The 15,798-nt window shown below is 65.3% G+C and carries 13 protein-coding genes and 2 pseudogenes; 8 read left to right on the top strand and 7 right to left on the bottom strand.

Translation table 11 applies throughout. The features are described 5' to 3' along the window. Nucleotides 1–8 precede the first annotated feature (8 nt). Nucleotides 9–1,445 (bottom strand): amidase, encoded by a 1,437-nt coding sequence (locus MPSD_RS17965; RefSeq protein WP_020786851.1) that lies wholly within the window; start codon nucleotides 1,443–1,445, stop codon nucleotides 9–11. Nucleotides 1,446–1,548: 103 nt separating this feature from the next. Here MPSD_RS17965 and MPSD_RS17960 point away from each other — a divergent pair, with 103 nt between their 5' ends. Both MPSD_RS17960 and arr read left to right on the top strand, forming a co-directional pair. Then, nucleotides 1,549–2,706 (top strand): zinc-binding dehydrogenase, encoded by a 1,158-nt coding sequence (locus MPSD_RS17960; protein ID WP_020786852.1) that lies wholly within the window; start codon nucleotides 1,549–1,551, stop codon nucleotides 2,704–2,706. Nucleotide 2,707: 1 nt separating this feature from the next. After that, nucleotides 2,708–3,126: pseudogene (gene arr / locus MPSD_RS17955) on the top strand (NAD(+)--rifampin ADP-ribosyltransferase). Here arr and MPSD_RS17950 read toward each other — a convergent pair. Further along, complete coding sequence (locus tag MPSD_RS17950) at nucleotides 3,123–3,551, bottom strand: nitroreductase/quinone reductase family protein (protein WP_015356399.1); 429 nt, start codon at nucleotides 3,549–3,551, stop codon at nucleotides 3,123–3,125. The pseudogene arr and the gene MPSD_RS17950 sit on opposite strands and share 4 nt — an antisense overlap. A gap of 30 nt (nucleotides 3,552–3,581) precedes the next feature. After that, nucleotides 3,582–4,427 carry an oxidoreductase gene (locus tag MPSD_RS17945; protein ID WP_086085675.1) on the bottom strand — a complete coding sequence of 282 codons (846 nt, stop codon included), beginning with the start codon at nucleotides 4,425–4,427 and terminating at the stop codon, nucleotides 3,582–3,584. A gap of 114 nt (nucleotides 4,428–4,541) precedes the next feature. On the opposite strand from MPSD_RS17945, the gene MPSD_RS17940 reads away from it, so the two are divergent. Together MPSD_RS17940 and MPSD_RS17935 are read left to right on the top strand one after the other, a co-directional pair. Beyond that, nucleotides 4,542–5,108: a TetR/AcrR family transcriptional regulator gene (locus tag MPSD_RS17940; protein ID WP_012395188.1), complete on the top strand. Its 567-nt coding sequence runs from the start codon at nucleotides 4,542–4,544 to the stop codon at nucleotides 5,106–5,108. A gap of 104 nt (nucleotides 5,109–5,212) precedes the next feature. Next, nucleotides 5,213–6,043 (top strand): LLM class F420-dependent oxidoreductase, encoded by an 831-nt coding sequence (locus tag MPSD_RS17935; protein WP_020786855.1) that lies wholly within the window; start codon nucleotides 5,213–5,215, stop codon nucleotides 6,041–6,043. A gap of 110 nt (nucleotides 6,044–6,153) precedes the next feature. Here the strand turns inward: MPSD_RS17935 and MPSD_RS17930 are convergent, their stop codons facing one another. Then, nucleotides 6,154–7,509: an aspartate aminotransferase family protein gene (locus MPSD_RS17930; RefSeq protein ID WP_012395186.1), complete on the bottom strand. Its 1,356-nt coding sequence runs from the start codon at nucleotides 7,507–7,509 to the stop codon at nucleotides 6,154–6,156. Then, the gene (locus MPSD_RS17925; protein WP_012395185.1) at nucleotides 7,506–8,021 is read right to left on the bottom strand and encodes an Lrp/AsnC family transcriptional regulator; all 516 of its coding nucleotides are present in this window, start codon (nucleotides 8,019–8,021) and stop codon (nucleotides 7,506–7,508) included. Before MPSD_RS17925 ends, MPSD_RS17930 begins: the two co-directional genes overlap by 4 nt. Before the next feature lie 121 nt (nucleotides 8,022–8,142). On the opposite strand from MPSD_RS17925, the gene MPSD_RS17920 reads away from it, so the two are divergent. From MPSD_RS17920 to MPSD_RS17910, 3 genes are all read left to right on the top strand, one after another. After that, on the top strand, nucleotides 8,143–9,633 hold the full coding sequence (locus MPSD_RS17920) for a gamma-aminobutyraldehyde dehydrogenase (protein WP_086085674.1): 1,491 nt from the start codon (nucleotides 8,143–8,145) through the stop codon (nucleotides 9,631–9,633). A 289-nt stretch (nucleotides 9,634–9,922) separates the two neighbouring features. Continuing rightward, nucleotides 9,923–11,140, top strand: a complete 1,218-nt coding sequence (locus MPSD_RS17915; RefSeq protein ID WP_036426461.1) for a saccharopine dehydrogenase family protein — start codon at nucleotides 9,923–9,925, stop codon at nucleotides 11,138–11,140. 140 nt (nucleotides 11,141–11,280) lie between these two features. Then, nucleotides 11,281–12,999 (top strand): APC family permease, encoded by a 1,719-nt coding sequence (locus MPSD_RS17910; protein WP_020786858.1) that lies wholly within the window; start codon nucleotides 11,281–11,283, stop codon nucleotides 12,997–12,999. Nucleotides 13,000–13,015: 16 nt separating this feature from the next. Here MPSD_RS17910 and MPSD_RS17905 read toward each other — a convergent pair whose 3' ends face one another. After that, nucleotides 13,016–13,774, bottom strand: coding sequence for a dienelactone hydrolase family protein (locus tag MPSD_RS17905; RefSeq protein ID WP_086085673.1), 759 nt, complete (start codon nucleotides 13,772–13,774; stop codon nucleotides 13,016–13,018). Nucleotides 13,775–14,121: 347 nt separating this feature from the next. Here MPSD_RS17905 and MPSD_RS17900 point away from each other — a divergent pair. Further along, nucleotides 14,122–14,928, top strand: a pseudogene (locus MPSD_RS17900) (L,D-transpeptidase); the annotation flags it as partial. A gap of 132 nt (nucleotides 14,929–15,060) precedes the next feature. Here the strand turns inward: MPSD_RS17900 and MPSD_RS29550 are convergent. Then, nucleotides 15,061–15,639, bottom strand: a complete 579-nt coding sequence (locus tag MPSD_RS29550; protein WP_020786861.1) for a hypothetical protein — start codon at nucleotides 15,637–15,639, stop codon at nucleotides 15,061–15,063. Nucleotides 15,640–15,798 lie beyond the last annotated feature (159 nt).

Raw genomic sequence — 15,798 nt, 5'->3', positions numbered from 1 at the left:
CTGTGCGCTCAGATGTCGGGTGTGCGCTGCGCCCAGGGCTTTGCCTGCTCGAGCTGGCTGGCGATGCGCAGCAGCACGTCTTCGCGACCGTAGGCGGCGACCAGCTGCACTCCGAGGGGCAACCCATCGGGTGTCCACTCCAGCGGGAGACTGATGGCCGGCTGACCGCTGGTGTTGAACGGGGGAGTGAACGGTACGAATTCGCCCGCGCGCTGCATCGCCGCCATCGGGTGCTCGGGGGTGCTCACGATGGTGCCGAGCTTGACCGGCAACGAGGCAACCGTCGGTGTGAGCAGCAGATCCCAGCCGTCGTGCCACCAGGACTGGATCGCCCTGCGGAACGCAGCGATCGCCGACAGCGCCAGCGCGTAGTCGACGGAAGTGAAGTGCTTGGCGAAGTCGGCCTGGGCCCGGTTCACCAGCTCGAATTCATCCTCGCCCAAGGGACGGCCGAGTTGCTCCTCGAAGCGGCGCTGCGCCAGGCCCATATTGGTGCTCCACAGCGCGCCGAACGTCGAGTCGAATGAGGCGTCCTCCAACGCCGCCGGCCATGCCACCTCCACGTGGTGACCTAGCGACTCGAGCAGCCGGCCGGCCGCCTGGGTCGCATGAGTGACTTCCGCGTCGACCGGCCCACCGCGGGGGTGGTGGTCGAGGATGCCGATGCGCAGCCGACCGGGGTCCGCACCGAGTTCCTCGGTGTAGGGCCGTATCGGCGGTGGCGCGATCACCGTGTCGCCGACGCCCGGTCCGCGCGTCGCATCGAGCAACGCGGCGGTGTCACGAACGGTGCGGCTGAGGCAGTGCTCGACCGACATGCCGCTCTCCTCTCGGAGCGGGCCGAGCGTGATGCGGCCCTGACTGGGTTTGAGCCCGACCAGGCCGCAGCATGACGCCGGAATGCGGATCGATCCGCCGCCGTCGCTGGCGTGGGCGAACGGCAGAATGCCCGAGGCGACGGCCGCCGCCGAACCGCCGCTGGATCCACCGGGTGTGCGGCTGGTGTCCCATGGGTTTCGGGTTGGGCCCCAGGCGACCGGTTCGGTGGTCGGCAGGCTGCCGAGTTCGGGGCTGTTCGTGCGCCCGGCTATCACCAGCCCCGCGGCGCGGTACCGGCCGACCAGCGTGGTGTCGGCGTCCGCGATGACATGCGCTTGCTTGAACGCGAGGTTGCCGTTGCTGATGGGCTGTCCGGCGTAGAGCGCATAGAGGTCTTTGATCAGGAATGGCACACCGCGAAACGGGCCGCCGGGGAGATCGGCGCTGGCCGTCTCGCGAGCGTGGTCGAACCAGCGGATCACCACCGCGTTCAATGCCGGGTTGATGCGCTCGATGCGCTCGATCGCGGCCTCCAGCAGCTCGCTAGGGGATGCCTCGCCGGCCGCGACCAGCGCCGCTTGATCGGTTGCGTCCATCCAACGGGTCTGCTCGGCAAGGGTGCTCATGCAAGCCTGTCTAGCATGAGGTTTGTGGCCCGGGAAGATAATTGGCGCCGCGGTGAGTTCATATGCTCTGAGCATCCGTCCGACACAGGAGCGAGGCACCACTATGACCCAAGACCTTCCTGAGATCGCCCTCGAGCTGCGTTCAGTGGTGACATCTGAGGGCACGCTCGAACTCTCGTTGCACGAGGTTGCGGTTCCGGTTCCCGGCGCCAATGAGGTACTGGTGCGGGTGGAAGCCTCGCCGATCAACCCGTCGGATCTGGGCCTTCTGGTCGCCAGCGCCGACATGGCTACCGCGACGGTCACCGGCACGGCGCAGCGCCCCATCGTCACCGCCCCGATCGGAAAAGCCACTTTGGGAGCCCTTTCGGCGCGACTGGACCAATCGCTGCCGGTGGGCAATGAGGGAGCCGGCACCGTGGTGGCCGCGGGCTCGTCCGAAGCGGCCCAAGCCCTCATCGGCAAGAAGGTGGCCATCGCGGGCGGCGCGATGTATTCGCAATACCGGGCGATCGACGCTTCCGCATGTCTGGTTCTGCCGGACGGGGCCACGGCCAGAGATGGGGCATCGTCGTTCGTCAACCCAATGACGGCACTGGGAATGACCGAAACCATGCGCCGCGAAGGGCATTCGGCCCTTGTGCACACCGCAGCGGCGTCGAACCTCGGCCAGATGCTGGTCAAGCTCTGCCTCAAAGACGGGATACCGCTGATCAACATCGTGCGTAAGCCCGAGCAAGAGGAGCTGCTGAGATCGCTTGGCGCCGAGTACGTCTGCAACTCCACTTCGCCGTCGTTCTCGACGGACCTCGTCGAGGCTCTCAAGGCGACATCGGCCACGCTCGCCTTCGACGCGACCGGCGGTGGGACGCTGGCCGGCCAGATCCTCAGCGGCATGGAGCAGGCGGCCAACGCGACCGCGGCCGAGTACTCACGCTACGGATCGAGCGTGCACAAGCAGGTGTACATCTACGGCTCCCTCGACACCAGTCCCACGGTGCTCAAGCGGGACTTCGGGATGGCCTTGGGCGTCGGCGGATGGTTGCTCACCACGTTCTTGCAGAGCGCGGGGGCTGAGGCTTTTGTTCGGCTGCGAGCTCGGGTGGCCGCGGAGCTCAGCACGACGTTCGCCAGTCACTACACTCGCGAGGTTTCGCTGGCCGGCATGCTCAAACCCGAGGCGTTCCACGAATACGTCAAACGAGCGACCGGCGAGAAGTTCCTCGTGACTCCCAACGCCGTTCCCGCTGACGGGGATTAGTGTGCCCGCTGCACCCAAACCCTTCGAGGTCCACGAGTCGGGTGCGCTCCTGCATGGCACCAAAGCAGAGCTGTCGGTGGGGGACCTGTTGGTGCCGGGGCGCCGGTCGAACTACGGCGCGGAGCGGCTGTCGAACCACGTCTATGTCACCCAAACGCTGGATGCGGCGGTGTGGGGAGCCGAGCTGGCGACGGGTGAGGGTCTTACGTCGTGGAACCGGTCGGTGCGCTAGAGGACGACCCGAACGTGACGGACAAAAAGCTTCCCGGAAACCCGACTCGCTCCTACCGCACCCGAGAGCCGGTGAGAATCATTGGTGAACTCACCGACTGGGCGGGGCATTCCCCCGCACAGTTGCAGGCCATGCGGGACCGTTTGGCCCAGCTGCAGCGGCAGGGACGTGCCGTCATCTACGACTAGTCGGTGAAGTCGATCCGCACCGAAACCGGTGTGGTTTCCAGTGCCTTGACCACGGTTGCTCCCAGTCTGCCGAACTTGCGCCCTCGCGCGACGACGTCGTCGTCGGGCCGCAATGCCGCCACGCCCGTAGGCCACCGAGTCCCCTGGCGAATCCGGATATTCGGGTTGTCGACGATGTTGCGTCCCCAGCCCGAGCGGGTGCCGTGCTGACAGATGATCCACGCGCCGTTGGCATCGAATTGCGCGGACACCGGAACGCGGCGGGCCTGGCCGTTCTTGCGCCCGATCGTCTCCAGCTCGGTGGCCAGCGCGGTTCGCAGTCCCAGCTTGCCCATCCCCTTCACGGCGGGGTTGAGTAAGTAGCGTCCGAGCGCACGCTCCCTGCGGAACTTGCGGAGCGTCTTGTCGTCTTTGACGTTTGTCATGGCGACCCCTTTGAGTCTTTGAGTGATCCGTCAGCGCTCGGCCAGAACCGGTGTCGGTCGCGGCGAATTCAGTCCGGTTTGCTTGCGGATGCCGTTATCGAGCACGGCGGCCGGTGCGATGCGCTTGAGCAACGCGAGTTGTCGGGCGTGGCGACCGGCGGGGTAGCGCAGCTTGATCCGTTTGTCGGTGGCCGCGGCGTACGTGGCGTCAGCCACAACGGCGGGCAACTCGGCGTTGCGAATCTTGTTTGCCACCACTGCGCGCACGGCGGCGCGATTGTCGGCGTAGGCCGCCTGCGGTGTGTCGGCCTCCCACATGTTCGACTCGAAATCTGTTCGGGTGTAACTGGGTTCGACCAGCAGCGCGCGTACGCCGTACTCGCGAAGTTCGTGATCCAGCGATTCGGTGTAACCCTCCACGGCATGCTTTGACGCGGCGTAGAGGGCCGCATACGGCGCGGGGAGGAAGCCGAGCACCGAGCTGATGTTGATGATTCGCCCGCTGCCGCGTCGGCGCATGTGTGGCAGCACCTCATTGGTGAGGCGGATGAGGCCGAAGAAGTTGGTGTCGAACAAGGAACAGGCCTGGTCGATCGAGCTCTCTTCGGCGGCCCCGGCGATTCCCAGGCCGGCGTTGTTGACCAGCACGTCGATGTGTCCGGTTCTGTCGATGACTTCCGACACCACCGAGCGAACCGCGGTGTCGTCGGTGACGTCCAGCGCCAAGGTCTCGACACCGGGAATCGGAGCCAAGCGCTGCGGTGCGCGCGAGGTGCCGACCACGCGGAATCCCGCGCTGGCCAGTCGCACTGCAATGGCCGCGCCGATGCCAGAGGACACTCCGGTGATCAGTGCGACGGGCGGTGTGGATGTCATCGGGGTCCTCTCCCTGGTTTATACCGATGGGTCTACCTGACATTAGTAGACCAATCGGTATACTGCAACCGATGGGTGTGTTAGCGACCAGCGGACCCGAGGAAGGGCGAGACGATGACCGCGCGTGAGCGTCTGATCGAAAGCGCCATCGAGCTGCTGCGCCGTAACGGGGTTGCGGGGACCGGCCTAGCCGACCTACTCGAACACAGCGGCACCGCGCGCCGGTCGGTCTACGTGAACTTTCCCGGCGGCAAGTCAGAGCTGATGACCGAGGCTACCCGGACGGCGGGCCGGCTCATGGATTCCACTCTGGCCAGCATCGCCGCCGGCGGCGATCAGCCGTTGGTGGCGTTCGCGGACTCGTGGAAGCAGACCCTGCGCGCCAGCGACTACGCGGCCGGATGCCCGATCGTGGCCGCCGCGCTCGGGCGCACGGAGTCGCCGTCGGCCGCGGATGCAGCCGGTGAGGTATTCGGCGCTTGGCAGACGGTGCTTGCCGGACGCTTCCGGGCCCAGGGCGTGGGGGACGACACGGCCGAATCGCTGGCCACCACCGTCGTGGCCGCGGTCGAGGGTGCCGTGATTCTCTGCCTGGCCGCACGCTCCACCGACCCACTGGACCGGACCGTGCCGATGTTGCAACAGCTGATCGCTCAGCACACCTCGCGACCATCGGGGTAGGCAGTGAATCTGCCCCTGTCGCAGCCGTTTCGCTGCCCACGGAATAATTGGTCGGCGCGCAATGTCTCATCGGTGACGCGACGCAGACAGATAGGGGTAGTGCGATGAAGTTCGGGATCTCCACCTTCGTCAACGACGACAGCATCGATCCGGTGTCACTGGCGCGTGCGATCGAAGAGCGCGGGTTTTCGTCGCTGGTGATCGCGGAGCACACCCACATCCCGGCCAGCCGCGAAACACCGTATCCGGGCGGCGGCGAGCTGCCAGGGGTTTATTACCGCACCCTTGACCCGTTCGTCACACTGGCCGCCGCCGCGGCGGTGACGTCCAAGATCGAACTGTTCACCGGGATTGCGTTGCTCATCCAGCGTGACCCGATCACCACGGCCAAGGAAGCCGCAAGCATCGATTTTATTTCGGGTGGCCGATTCGTCTTCGGGGTGGGCGCCGGCTGGAACATCGAAGAACTACGCGACCACGGCACCGACCCAAAGACGCGCGGTGCGTTGCTGGACGAACGCATCGAGGCCATCAAGGCGCTTTGGACCGACGAACCGGCCGAATATCACGGCAAGTACGTGGACTTTCCCCCGTCCTACAGCCGGCCCAAGCCGGTGCGGCAGCCTCATCCGCCAATCTACATCGGCGGTAACTCCGATGCCACGGTGAAACGCGTCGTTCGCCATGACGCTGGCTGGATCTCCAACCCGCTTCCGGTGCACCAGCTCACCCAACGGGTGGACCAACTACGCAGCGCCGCCGGTCACGAAGTCCCGCTGGCGATGTTCGGAACACCGAACAAGCCCGACTATTGGCGCGCCGCCCAAGACCTGGGCTTTGGCCAGCTGGCGCTGCTGCTGCCCACCTGCCCGCGGGAGGAGTCCCTGCGGCTGCTCGACGAATACGCTGCCCTGGTGGCTCAATACCACCAGTAGAGGTCCCGGGAGGGCCCAGTTTCTTGCGCGAGCCTCTTGCGCGAGCAGACGCAAAATCGCGCCGCGGTCCGCGGCTCAGTGCGATTTTGCGTCTGCTCGCGGGGGCCGACTTAGAGTCGGCTCCAGGCCTCGCTGAGCACCCCGCGCAGGATCTGCTCCATCTTGTCGAACTCCTGCTGGCCACTGATCAGCGGCGGAGCCAGCTGCACCACTGGGTCCCCACGGTCGTCGGCGCGGCAGTAAAGCCCGGCTTCCAGCAGTGCGGAGGACAGGAAGCCGCGCAGCAGCCGCTCACTTTCCTCATCGCTGAAGGTCGCCTTGGTGTCCTTGTCCTTGACCAGCTCGATGCCGTAGAAGAATCCCTCGCCGCGGACATCGCCGACGATCGGCAGGTCGAGCAGCTTCTCCAGCGTGGTGCGGAACGCGGGCGCGTTCTGCTTGACGTGGTCGTTGAGGCCTTCCCGCTCGAAGATGTCCAGGTTGGCCAGCGCCACCGCGGAGGACACCGGGTGCCCACCGAACGTGTAGCCATGCGCAAACGTCGTCTTGCCGTCGTTGAACGGCTCGAACAGTCGGTCGCTGGCGACCATCGCGCCGATCGGCGAGTACCCGGAGGTCATGCCCTTGGCGCAGGTGATGATGTCGGGGACATAGCCAAAGTCGTTGCACGCGAACATCGATCCGATGCGACCGAAGGCGCAGATCACCTCGTCGGAGACCAGCAGCACGTCGTACTCGTCGCAGATTTCGCGGACCCGTTCGAAGTACCCGGGCGGCGGCGGGAAGCAACCGCCCGCGTTCTGCACCGGCTCGAGGAAGACGGCCGCGACCGTGTCGGGCCCCTCGAACTCAATCGCCTCGGCGATTCGGTTGGCCGCCCACAGGCCGAACTCCTTCGAGTCGTCTGCATACGGTGCGGGGGCGCGGTAGAAGTTGGTGTTCGGAATCCGCACGCCGCCGGGGGTGAGCGGCTCGAACGGCGCCTTGAACGCCGGCAACCCGGTGATGGCCAGCGCGCCATGCGGTGTGCCGTGGTACGCGGTGGATCGCGAAATTGCCTTGTACTTACCGGGTTTGCCGGTTTCCTTGAAGTACTGCTTGGCCAGTTTCCACGCGGACTCGACGGCCTCGCCGCCGCCGGTGGTGAAAAACACCCGATTGAGATCGCCGGGTGCATAGTGCGCGACGCGCTCGGCGAGCTCTATCGCGGTCGGGGTGGCGTAGGACCACAGCGGGAAGAAGGCCAGCGTTTCGGCTTGCTTGGCGGCGGCCTCCGCGAGTTCGGTGCGGCCGTGGCCGGCCTGCACGACGAACAGCCCCGACAGTCCATCGAGGTAGCTGTTGCCGCGGTCGTCCCAGATTGTGACGCCCTCACCGCGGGTGATGATGGGCGGCGTGATCCCGGCGCCGTGACGGGCGAAATGCCCCCACAGGTGGCGGTTGGCCTTGGCGGACAGTTCAGTCATTTGACTCCCCAATTGTATTGCTGTTTAACGAGTTTCAGGTAAACGAGTGTCTCGGTCGAGAGAACTCCGGGCAGCGCTCTGATTTCCAGATTCAGCAGATCGAGCAGATCGCCGTCGTCTTTGCAGACCAGTTCGGCGATCACATCGAATGTTCCCGCGGTCAGTACGACATAGTCGATCGCGGGAATAGCCGCCAATTGCTGCGCGAGTTTGGTGGTGTCGCCGGTGGCGCGGATGCCGATCAGCGCCTGGCGGGCGAATCCGAGTTGGATCGGGTCGGTGACGGCCACGATCTGCATTACTTCGGTCTCGATCAATCGCTGCACGCGCTGGCGGACCGCGGCCTCCGAGAGCCCGACCGTCTTGGCGATCGCCGAGTAGGAACGCCGACCGTCTTCCTGCAGCTCCTTGATGATCGCCTTGGAGAGGTCATCGAGCTGCGTGGCCGCGCCCAGGCCAGTCGGGCGCAGCTGTTCCGGTTGATTGCCAACCGGTGCGCCAGAACTAGTCATGGCAGACAGTATGCACGAAATCAGTGGAATATGTATAGCTTAACCACTGAAATCGATGCGAAATCCGATAAAAAGTGCGAAATGCGTAGCGGAACCGCACGTGGTCAGATATCTTATCGCCATGACAACGACTGTGTCGGTGGCCGGAAGTTGGATTAACGGTGCAGCTCACAGCACGGGCGGGCGCCAACATGCGGTAATCAACCCCGCGACTCAGGAAACCATCGCCGAGCTGGCCCTGGCCACACCGGCCGACGTCGACCGCGCTGTCGTAGCGGCGCGACGTGACCTGCCCCAATGGGCCGGCGTGACGCCGGCCGAACGCTCCGCCGTGCTGGCCAAGCTTGCGGACTTACTCGAGCAGCGCGCACCCGAACTGATCGCCGAAGAGGTGTGCCAGACCGGCAAGCCACTACGGCTGGCCGAGGAATTTGACGTGCCCGGCAGCGTCGACAACATCCGGTTCTTCGCCGGCGCCGCGCGGCGTTTGCCGGGTCAGGCCACCGCCGAATACTCCGCCGATCACACCTCGAGCATCCGCCGTGAGGCGATCGGCGTGGTGGCCACCATCACGCCGTGGAATTACCCGCTGCAGATGGCGGTGTGGAAGGTGATGCCGGCGTTGGCGGCCGGGTGCACCGTCGTCATCAAGCCGAGCGAACTCACCCCGCTCACCACGCTGACCCTGGCGCGGCTGGCCGCCGAGGCCAGTCTGCCCGATGGCGTGCTGAACGTCGTGACGGGACTGGGCGCCGACGTGGGGGCGGCACTGGCCGCTCACCCCGGCGTCGACCTGGTCACCTTCACCGGGTCCACCGCGGTGGGGCGCAAGGTGATGGCCGCCGCTGCCACGCACGGCCGCCGCACCCAGCTCGAGCTCGGAGGCAAGGCCCCGTTTGTCGTGTTCGACGACGCTGACCTGGATGCCGCGATACAAGGAGCGGTGGCCGGCGCGCTGATCAACTCGGGGCAGGACTGCGCAGCGGCGACCCGTGCCATTGTCGCGCGCGAGCTGTACCACGACTTCGTGGCCGGGGTGGCCGACGTGATGTCGACGGTCGTGATCGGCGACCCCATGGACCCCGACACCGACATCGGGCCGCTCATCTCGCTCGCCCATCGTGACCGGGTGGCCGACATCTTGGCCAAGGCTCCGGCGCAGGGAGCCCGCATCGTGGTGGGTGGCCGGATTCCGGATTTGGCCGGTGCCTTTTATCTGCCGACGCTGCTGGCCGACGTCGGCGAACAGTCACAGGCCTACCGCGAAGAGATCTTCGGCCCGGTACTCACGGTGCGTGCGCACGACGGCGACGACGACGCGCTGCGACAGGCAAACGACACCGACTACGGGTTGGCCGCATCGGCATGGACCCGCGATGTCTACCGGGCGCAACGGGCCTCGCGAGAGATCTCGGCGGGCTGCGTGTGGATCAATGACCACATTCCGATCGTCAGCGAGATGCCGCACGGCGGCGTGGCAGCGTCCGGGTTCGGAAAAGACATGTCCGAGTACTCGTTCGAGGAATACCTCACCATCAAACATGTCATGAGCGACATCACTGGTGTCGCTGAAAAGCCTTGGCATCGAACAATCTTTTCCACGCGAATCTAGTTCTTGAGATCGCCCGACGGTTTACCGGACCGGGGCGATCCGACCAGCCCGATTCAGCTCGACACGGAGAGTGGGGATTGATGAATCGTGCCCGCCGCGGGTGGGCAAGCGCGGATGTGATGCCGCAGAACCGATCTAAGCAATGCATCCCACGTGCCCGGTGAACGCCGAGCATGCCGAATCTGCCCGATACCGCGGGCTGGTCAGAAAGGTCTGGATACAGCGTGGCTAATGTCGAAGCGCCAGTTACATACTCAGTGGCGGTGGTTTCACAGTGACGACGACACCGATGCGCATCTTGTTGGTCGGCGCTGGCGGCGTGGGCTCGGCATTCTGCGCGATTGCCGCGCGCCGCAGCTTCTTCGAACATGTGGTGGTCTGTGACTACGACGAGGCGCGGGCCAGCCGTGCCGCGCAGGCGGTGGCCGATGCGCGGTTCTGCTCAGCCGCTCTTGATGCCGGATCTGCGGACGCGGTAGCCGCCGCGGTGCGCCGTCATCAGATCACCCACGTAGTCAATGCGGTCGACCCGCGATTCGTGATGCCGATCTTCGAAGGGGCGCTGGCCGCCGGGGCCGACTACCTGGACATGGCGATGAGCCTGTCTGAGCGCCATCCCGAACAGCCCTACCAGCTGACCGGGGTCAAGCTCGGTGACGAGCAGTTCGCCGCCGACGACCAATGGCGGGCCGCGGATCGGCTCGCGCTGGTGGGAATGGGAGTCGAGCCGGGGCTTTCCGATGTGTTTGCCCGCTACGCCGCCGATCACCTATTCACCGACATCGACGAACTGGGGACCCGCGACGGCGCGAACCTGACCGTGGACGGGTATGACTTTGCGCCGTCGTTCTCGATCTGGACCACCATCGAAGAATGCCTGAACCCGCCGGTGATCTGGGAGCACGATCGTGGCTGGTTTGTTACCGAACCCTTCAGCGAACCAGAGGTTTTCGACTTCCCAGACGGGATCGGACCGGTGGAATGCGTCAACGTGGAGCACGAGGAAGTGCTGCTGATGCCCCGCTGGGTCAAAGCCAAGCGCGCCACCTTCAAATACGGTCTGGGTACCGAGTTCATCGAAGTGCTCAAGACGCTGCGCAAGCTGGGGCTGGATCGCACCGAGAAGATCACCGTCGGCGGCGCGCAAGTCAGCCCGCGCGATGTGGTCGCCGCCTGCCTGCCCGATCCCGCCACGCTGGGGCCGAAGATGCACGGCAAGACATGCGCGGGGTTGTGGGTGACCGGAACTGGCAAGGACGGCAACCCGCGCTCGACCTATCTGTATCACGTCGTCGACAACCAATGGTCGATGAACGAGTACGGACACCAGTGTGTGGTCTGGCAAACCGCGATCAACCCCGTTGTGGCGCTGGAACTGTTGGCCAGTGGCACCTGGAGCGGCAGGGGAGTGCTGGGTCCGGAAGCGTTCGACGCGGTGCCCTTCCTCGAGCTGCTGAGTGCCTACGGGGCGCCGTGGGGCCTTCAGGAGGTACCTGCCAGGAGTTGATCGCCAAGCCGCGACCGCCGGCGACTCGCCGGTCGGCATGGTGACGCGCCCAGATCCGGTTTCGAGTTGCCACATCCTCGATAGCGGGGCACCTTGACGCTGACAAGAAGACCAGTCATCAACCGATCGAAGGAGATTGTGTGAGCCAGGGTGAGGCCACGAGCGTCGCGGTGGAAGGCAAGGGTCTCAAAGGTGGCGCCGTGGGGCTGCTATCCAGTGTTGTTATCGGTACGGCCTCCACGGCACCCGCCTACAGTCTGGCGGCGACGTCGGGACTCATCGTGGCAAGCCGCGGCGAGTTGCTTTGCGGCGTCAAGGCGCCGGCGATCGTGCTGCTCTCGTTCATTCCGATGTACATGATCGCCGTCGCCTACCAGGAGCTCAACAAGGCCGAACCCGATTGCGGGACGACCTTCACCTGGGCATCGCGGGCCTTCGGGCCGGTTACCGGGTGGCTCGGGGGCTGGGGCATCATCGCCGCCGACGTGATCGTGATGGCCAACTTGGCGCAAATCGCCGGTGCGTATTCCTTTACGTTCGTCGGCGAGCTTGGCTGGCAGTCGGCGAGCAACCTGGCGCACAGCACGTTGTGGTCCACGGTCGCGGGCGTCGCCTGGATCGTGGTGATGACCTACATCTGCTATCGAGGCACCGACGTCTCTGCGCGGATGCAGTACGTGTTGCTATCGGTGGAACTCGTTGTGCTGGTCGCTCTGGCGGCCGTCGCGCTGGCCAGGGTCTACACCAATCATGGCGATGTGGGCTCGTTGCGGCCCTCGTTGTCCTGGTTGTGGCCCAGCGGTTTGGACTTTGGCACCCAAATGGCGCCGGCGTTGCTCATCACCATCTTCATCTACTGGGGCTTTGACACCGCGGTGGCATGTAACGAGGAGACCGATGACCCCGGCCGCACCCCCGGGCGTGCGGCGGTGATCTCAACGTTTCTGCTGCTGGCCACCTATGCGGTGGTCACGGTGGCGAGTATCGCCTCCGCCGGTGTCGGCGTCGACGGCATCGGACTGGGAAATCCGGACAATTCCAACGATGTCTTCGCCGCGGTCGGGCCGGCCTTGTTCGGCGACGGCGTCCTCGGCAAGATCGGGCTGCTGTTGCTCTCGGCGTCGATCCTGACCTCCGCGTCGGCCTCGACGCAGACCACAATCCTGCCCACGGCGCGCACCACGCTGTCGATGGCGGTGTACAAGGCACTGCCCGCGTCGTTCGCCAAAATCCACCCTCGCTACCTCACGCCCACCGTGTCGACGATCGCGATGGGAGCGGTGTCGATCTTGTTCTATGTGCTGTTCACGCTGGTCAGCCGCAACCTGCTGAGCGCACTGATCGGTTCGGTTGGGTTGGTGATCGCGTTCTACTACGGGCTCACCGGATATGCCTGCGCGCACTATTACCGTGCGACGCTGACCAAGTCGCTGCGCAACTTCGTCAAGCGCGGCGTCGTGCTGCTGACCGGCGGGGTGGTGTTGACGGTGGTCTTCATCTTCGGCCTGATCGAGTACGCGAAGCGGGACTGGCTCGTCGAGAACGGCCACAATGTCACGATCTTCGGGTTCGGCGCGGTGGCGGTGGTCGGGGTGGGGTCCATGCTGCTCGGCGTGGTGGTGATGTTGATCTGGTGGGCGATCTCGCCCGGCTTCTTCCGCGGCCGTACGCTGCGGCGCCACAGTGCCGATCTGCTCCTCGAGCCGGCCGTGTCCCCGCCCGCGCATCTGGCCCTGCCCGACTCGGGAGACATGCAGACGGTGATTGCGGCAGACCTGTCGAACTTGCCGGCGGGCGAAACCGCGGTCAATCCGCAGACCGGCCAGCACTTGACCAAGGACACCAGCGGGGCGTCTTAGGCGTCTTAGGTCTAATTCAACCGGTGTTGCCCGGTTGGGCACCTAGCGTCGAACCGAAGAAGTCGCGCAACGCATCCCAGTGGCGGCGGGCCGCATCGGCGTCGTAGCCGGGGTTGTCCGCAACGGCGAATCCGTGTTCGGCGGCATAGGTTTCGATCGTGTGGTCCACTCCGGCCGCGGTCAGGGCCCTGCGCAGGGTTGCGGCCTGCTGCGGAGGGAACAGTGCATCGTTGTCTGCCGCGGCGACATACACTTTCGCGCGCATCCGGCTGGCCAGCAGGTGCGGACTGTTGGGACTGTCGGCAGCCAATTGACTTCCGTGGAATGACGCGACTGCCGCGACACGATCCGGACATCGTCCGGCGACGATCATTGAGACCCGTCCGCCTCTGCAGTATCCGCATACACCAAAGCTGTTGTCGCGCACCTCTGCTCGCGTACTCAGGTAGTCGAAGTAGGCATCGGCATCACTGGCCATCATGTCGGGGATCAAACTGTCTCCCAATGCCATCATCCGTGCCCGCTCGCCTGGATCGGTGAATGCCGACGGCAACGAGAATGGGGCGTAGCCACGATGGCGGTAGTACATGTCGGGTAGCAACACCGCATAGCCGAAACCGGCCAGGGTCGCCGCCATCTCCTGAAAGGTCGGCCGGAATCCGCCGACATCGGGATACATGACGACGCCCGGCACCGGTTCGCAGGTATCAGGTACGAACAGGCTCACCGGACAGCTGTCGTCGGGGGTGGACACGGTGTCTTGCACATGGCGCACAATGACGTTCTACACGCTCGCGCCACCCGGCGGGCGTCGGGAACGTCAATTTGCCGAGCCGCCGGCCCGCCGAACAACTCGGCGGCGAAGCCGCGCTGGGTCGCGAGGCGAGGCGATTTGTTGGTTGGCTCCGGGCCCGCGATTGCGCGGTCGTGCGGCGTTGCTTCAGCTCAATTCATCGTGATGAGTTTCGGTGAGACCATTTGTCACATCGGCCGCCTGTGACCAAATCTTTTCGAAGCCTTGACCATTCAGGTCACGCGTACTTACGCACCGTCTGCCATGTCGCCCCTAACATCGTCGAAACAACAATGACAATTTGGTCATCTCAAAGGGTGATAAACGCGATGCGGGCAGTTGTTAGGTCTGTTCTAGTGGTGATCGGGATCGCTGCGGCAGTGGTCGCAGGGCCAGGTGACGTACGTCTGGCGGGGATCAACCGGTCGCAGGGCTATTTATCGATTGCATCACTTCGACCCACGCGGGGCGAGGTGGTGGGTGTTGCGCACCCCGTGGTGGTGACGTTCAGCGGGCCGGTCGCCGACCGGCATGCGGCCGAGCGCGCCATCGCGGTGAAGTCGGCGCCCGCGATGACCGGTAGGTACCAGTGGCTCGACAACAACGTTGTGCAGTGGGTTCCCGATCAATTCTGGCCGGCGCACAGCACCGTGGCCCTCTCGGCGGGCGGCGTATCCTCGCAGTTCAAGACGGGTCCGGAGGTCCTCGGTGTTGCCGACATCGCAAATCACACCTTCACCGTGACTATCGATGGGGTCGACGCGGAACCGCCGCCTCGGTTACCCGCCCCGCACCACCGTCCCCATTGGGGTGAAGATGGGGTGCTTCCCGCCTCGATGGGTAGATCGGAGTATCCGACGCCGGTCGGCACCTACACCGTCTTTTCGAAAGATCGTTCGGTGATCATGGATTCGAGCAGCGTCGGAATACCCGTGGATGCTCCTGACGGTTATCGGCTCACGGTGGACTACGCCGTTCGCATCACCGGCCGCGGCCTGTATGTGCATTCCGCTCCGTGGGCGACACAAGCAATGGGGGTGGAGAACATCAGCCATGGCTGCATCAGCCTGAGCCCCGCCGACGCCGAATGGTACTTCAACACGGTCAACGTCGGCGACCCGGTGATTGTGAAGGAAGGGGTTCCCTCGCAAGTCAAGTCGGCCGATCCCATCCCCGCCCGCACAATCAAGTCGGCCGATCCCATCCCCACCCGCGCTGTTGAGGGACTGCCGGGCCAGCCCGAAGAGCCAGCACCGCCCAGCAACTGATCAGGGGTTGCAGCAGGGCGCAACCGGTTGGGTGGCCCCGGCTAACGTCGCGCCAGTGACCACCGTGGGTGCCGGTGGGGCAGGGGCCGGTGCCGGCGGGGGACCAGGTAGGACGACTGGGTCAGCCGTCAGCGCCGGGTCGATGGCGGTGGGCTCGCCTTTGCCCCCGGCCTGAAGCAGTAGTGGCGCGGCGGCCGGTCCCGGAGCCGCTACCGGCACCGGAGCGCCAACCGCCACCGGCACTGGTACTGGTACTGGTACTGGCGCGCCGGCTGGCAGTGGTACCGGGGCGCCCGCGGGCACCGGTGCCGGGATCGGTACCGGGCCGGCGGCGGGCACCGGCAGCAATGGGCCGCCCGCGACGGGCACCGCCCCCGCTACCGGGGGGCCGGGCAGGATCGGCGCCATCACTGGCGCCGCACCCGCCGCGGGTGCTCCAACCCCCGCCATCTGTTCCACACAACTGGGGTCGCCCGTTCGTAACGGCGTCGCCGCCGCGCTGGGGCTGAACGCAAAGGCGGCCCCGCACAACCCGGCACTGGCAACCACAGCGATGTTGATTCGATCAAACTTTCTCAACGACAACTCTTCTCATGATCGCGCTCAGAAGGTATCTCCGCGAACGAACGGTGCGGCGGAACTGTATCGCCGTCCGGAGATCTTTCCTAGACGAGCGGCCGATTTAGTTGCCGAACCGATGCGCGGCGGGGACGTCGTAACCGTGTCTTCTCCAAAACG

Origin of the sequence: Mycobacterium pseudoshottsii JCM 15466 (assembly GCF_003584745.1) — a bacterium.
In the GTDB taxonomy this organism is placed as follows: domain Bacteria; phylum Actinomycetota; class Actinomycetes; order Mycobacteriales; family Mycobacteriaceae; genus Mycobacterium; species Mycobacterium marinum.
Note: the sequence above shows the minus strand (reverse complement) of the source record. Positions and strands in the feature narration are given on the sequence as shown.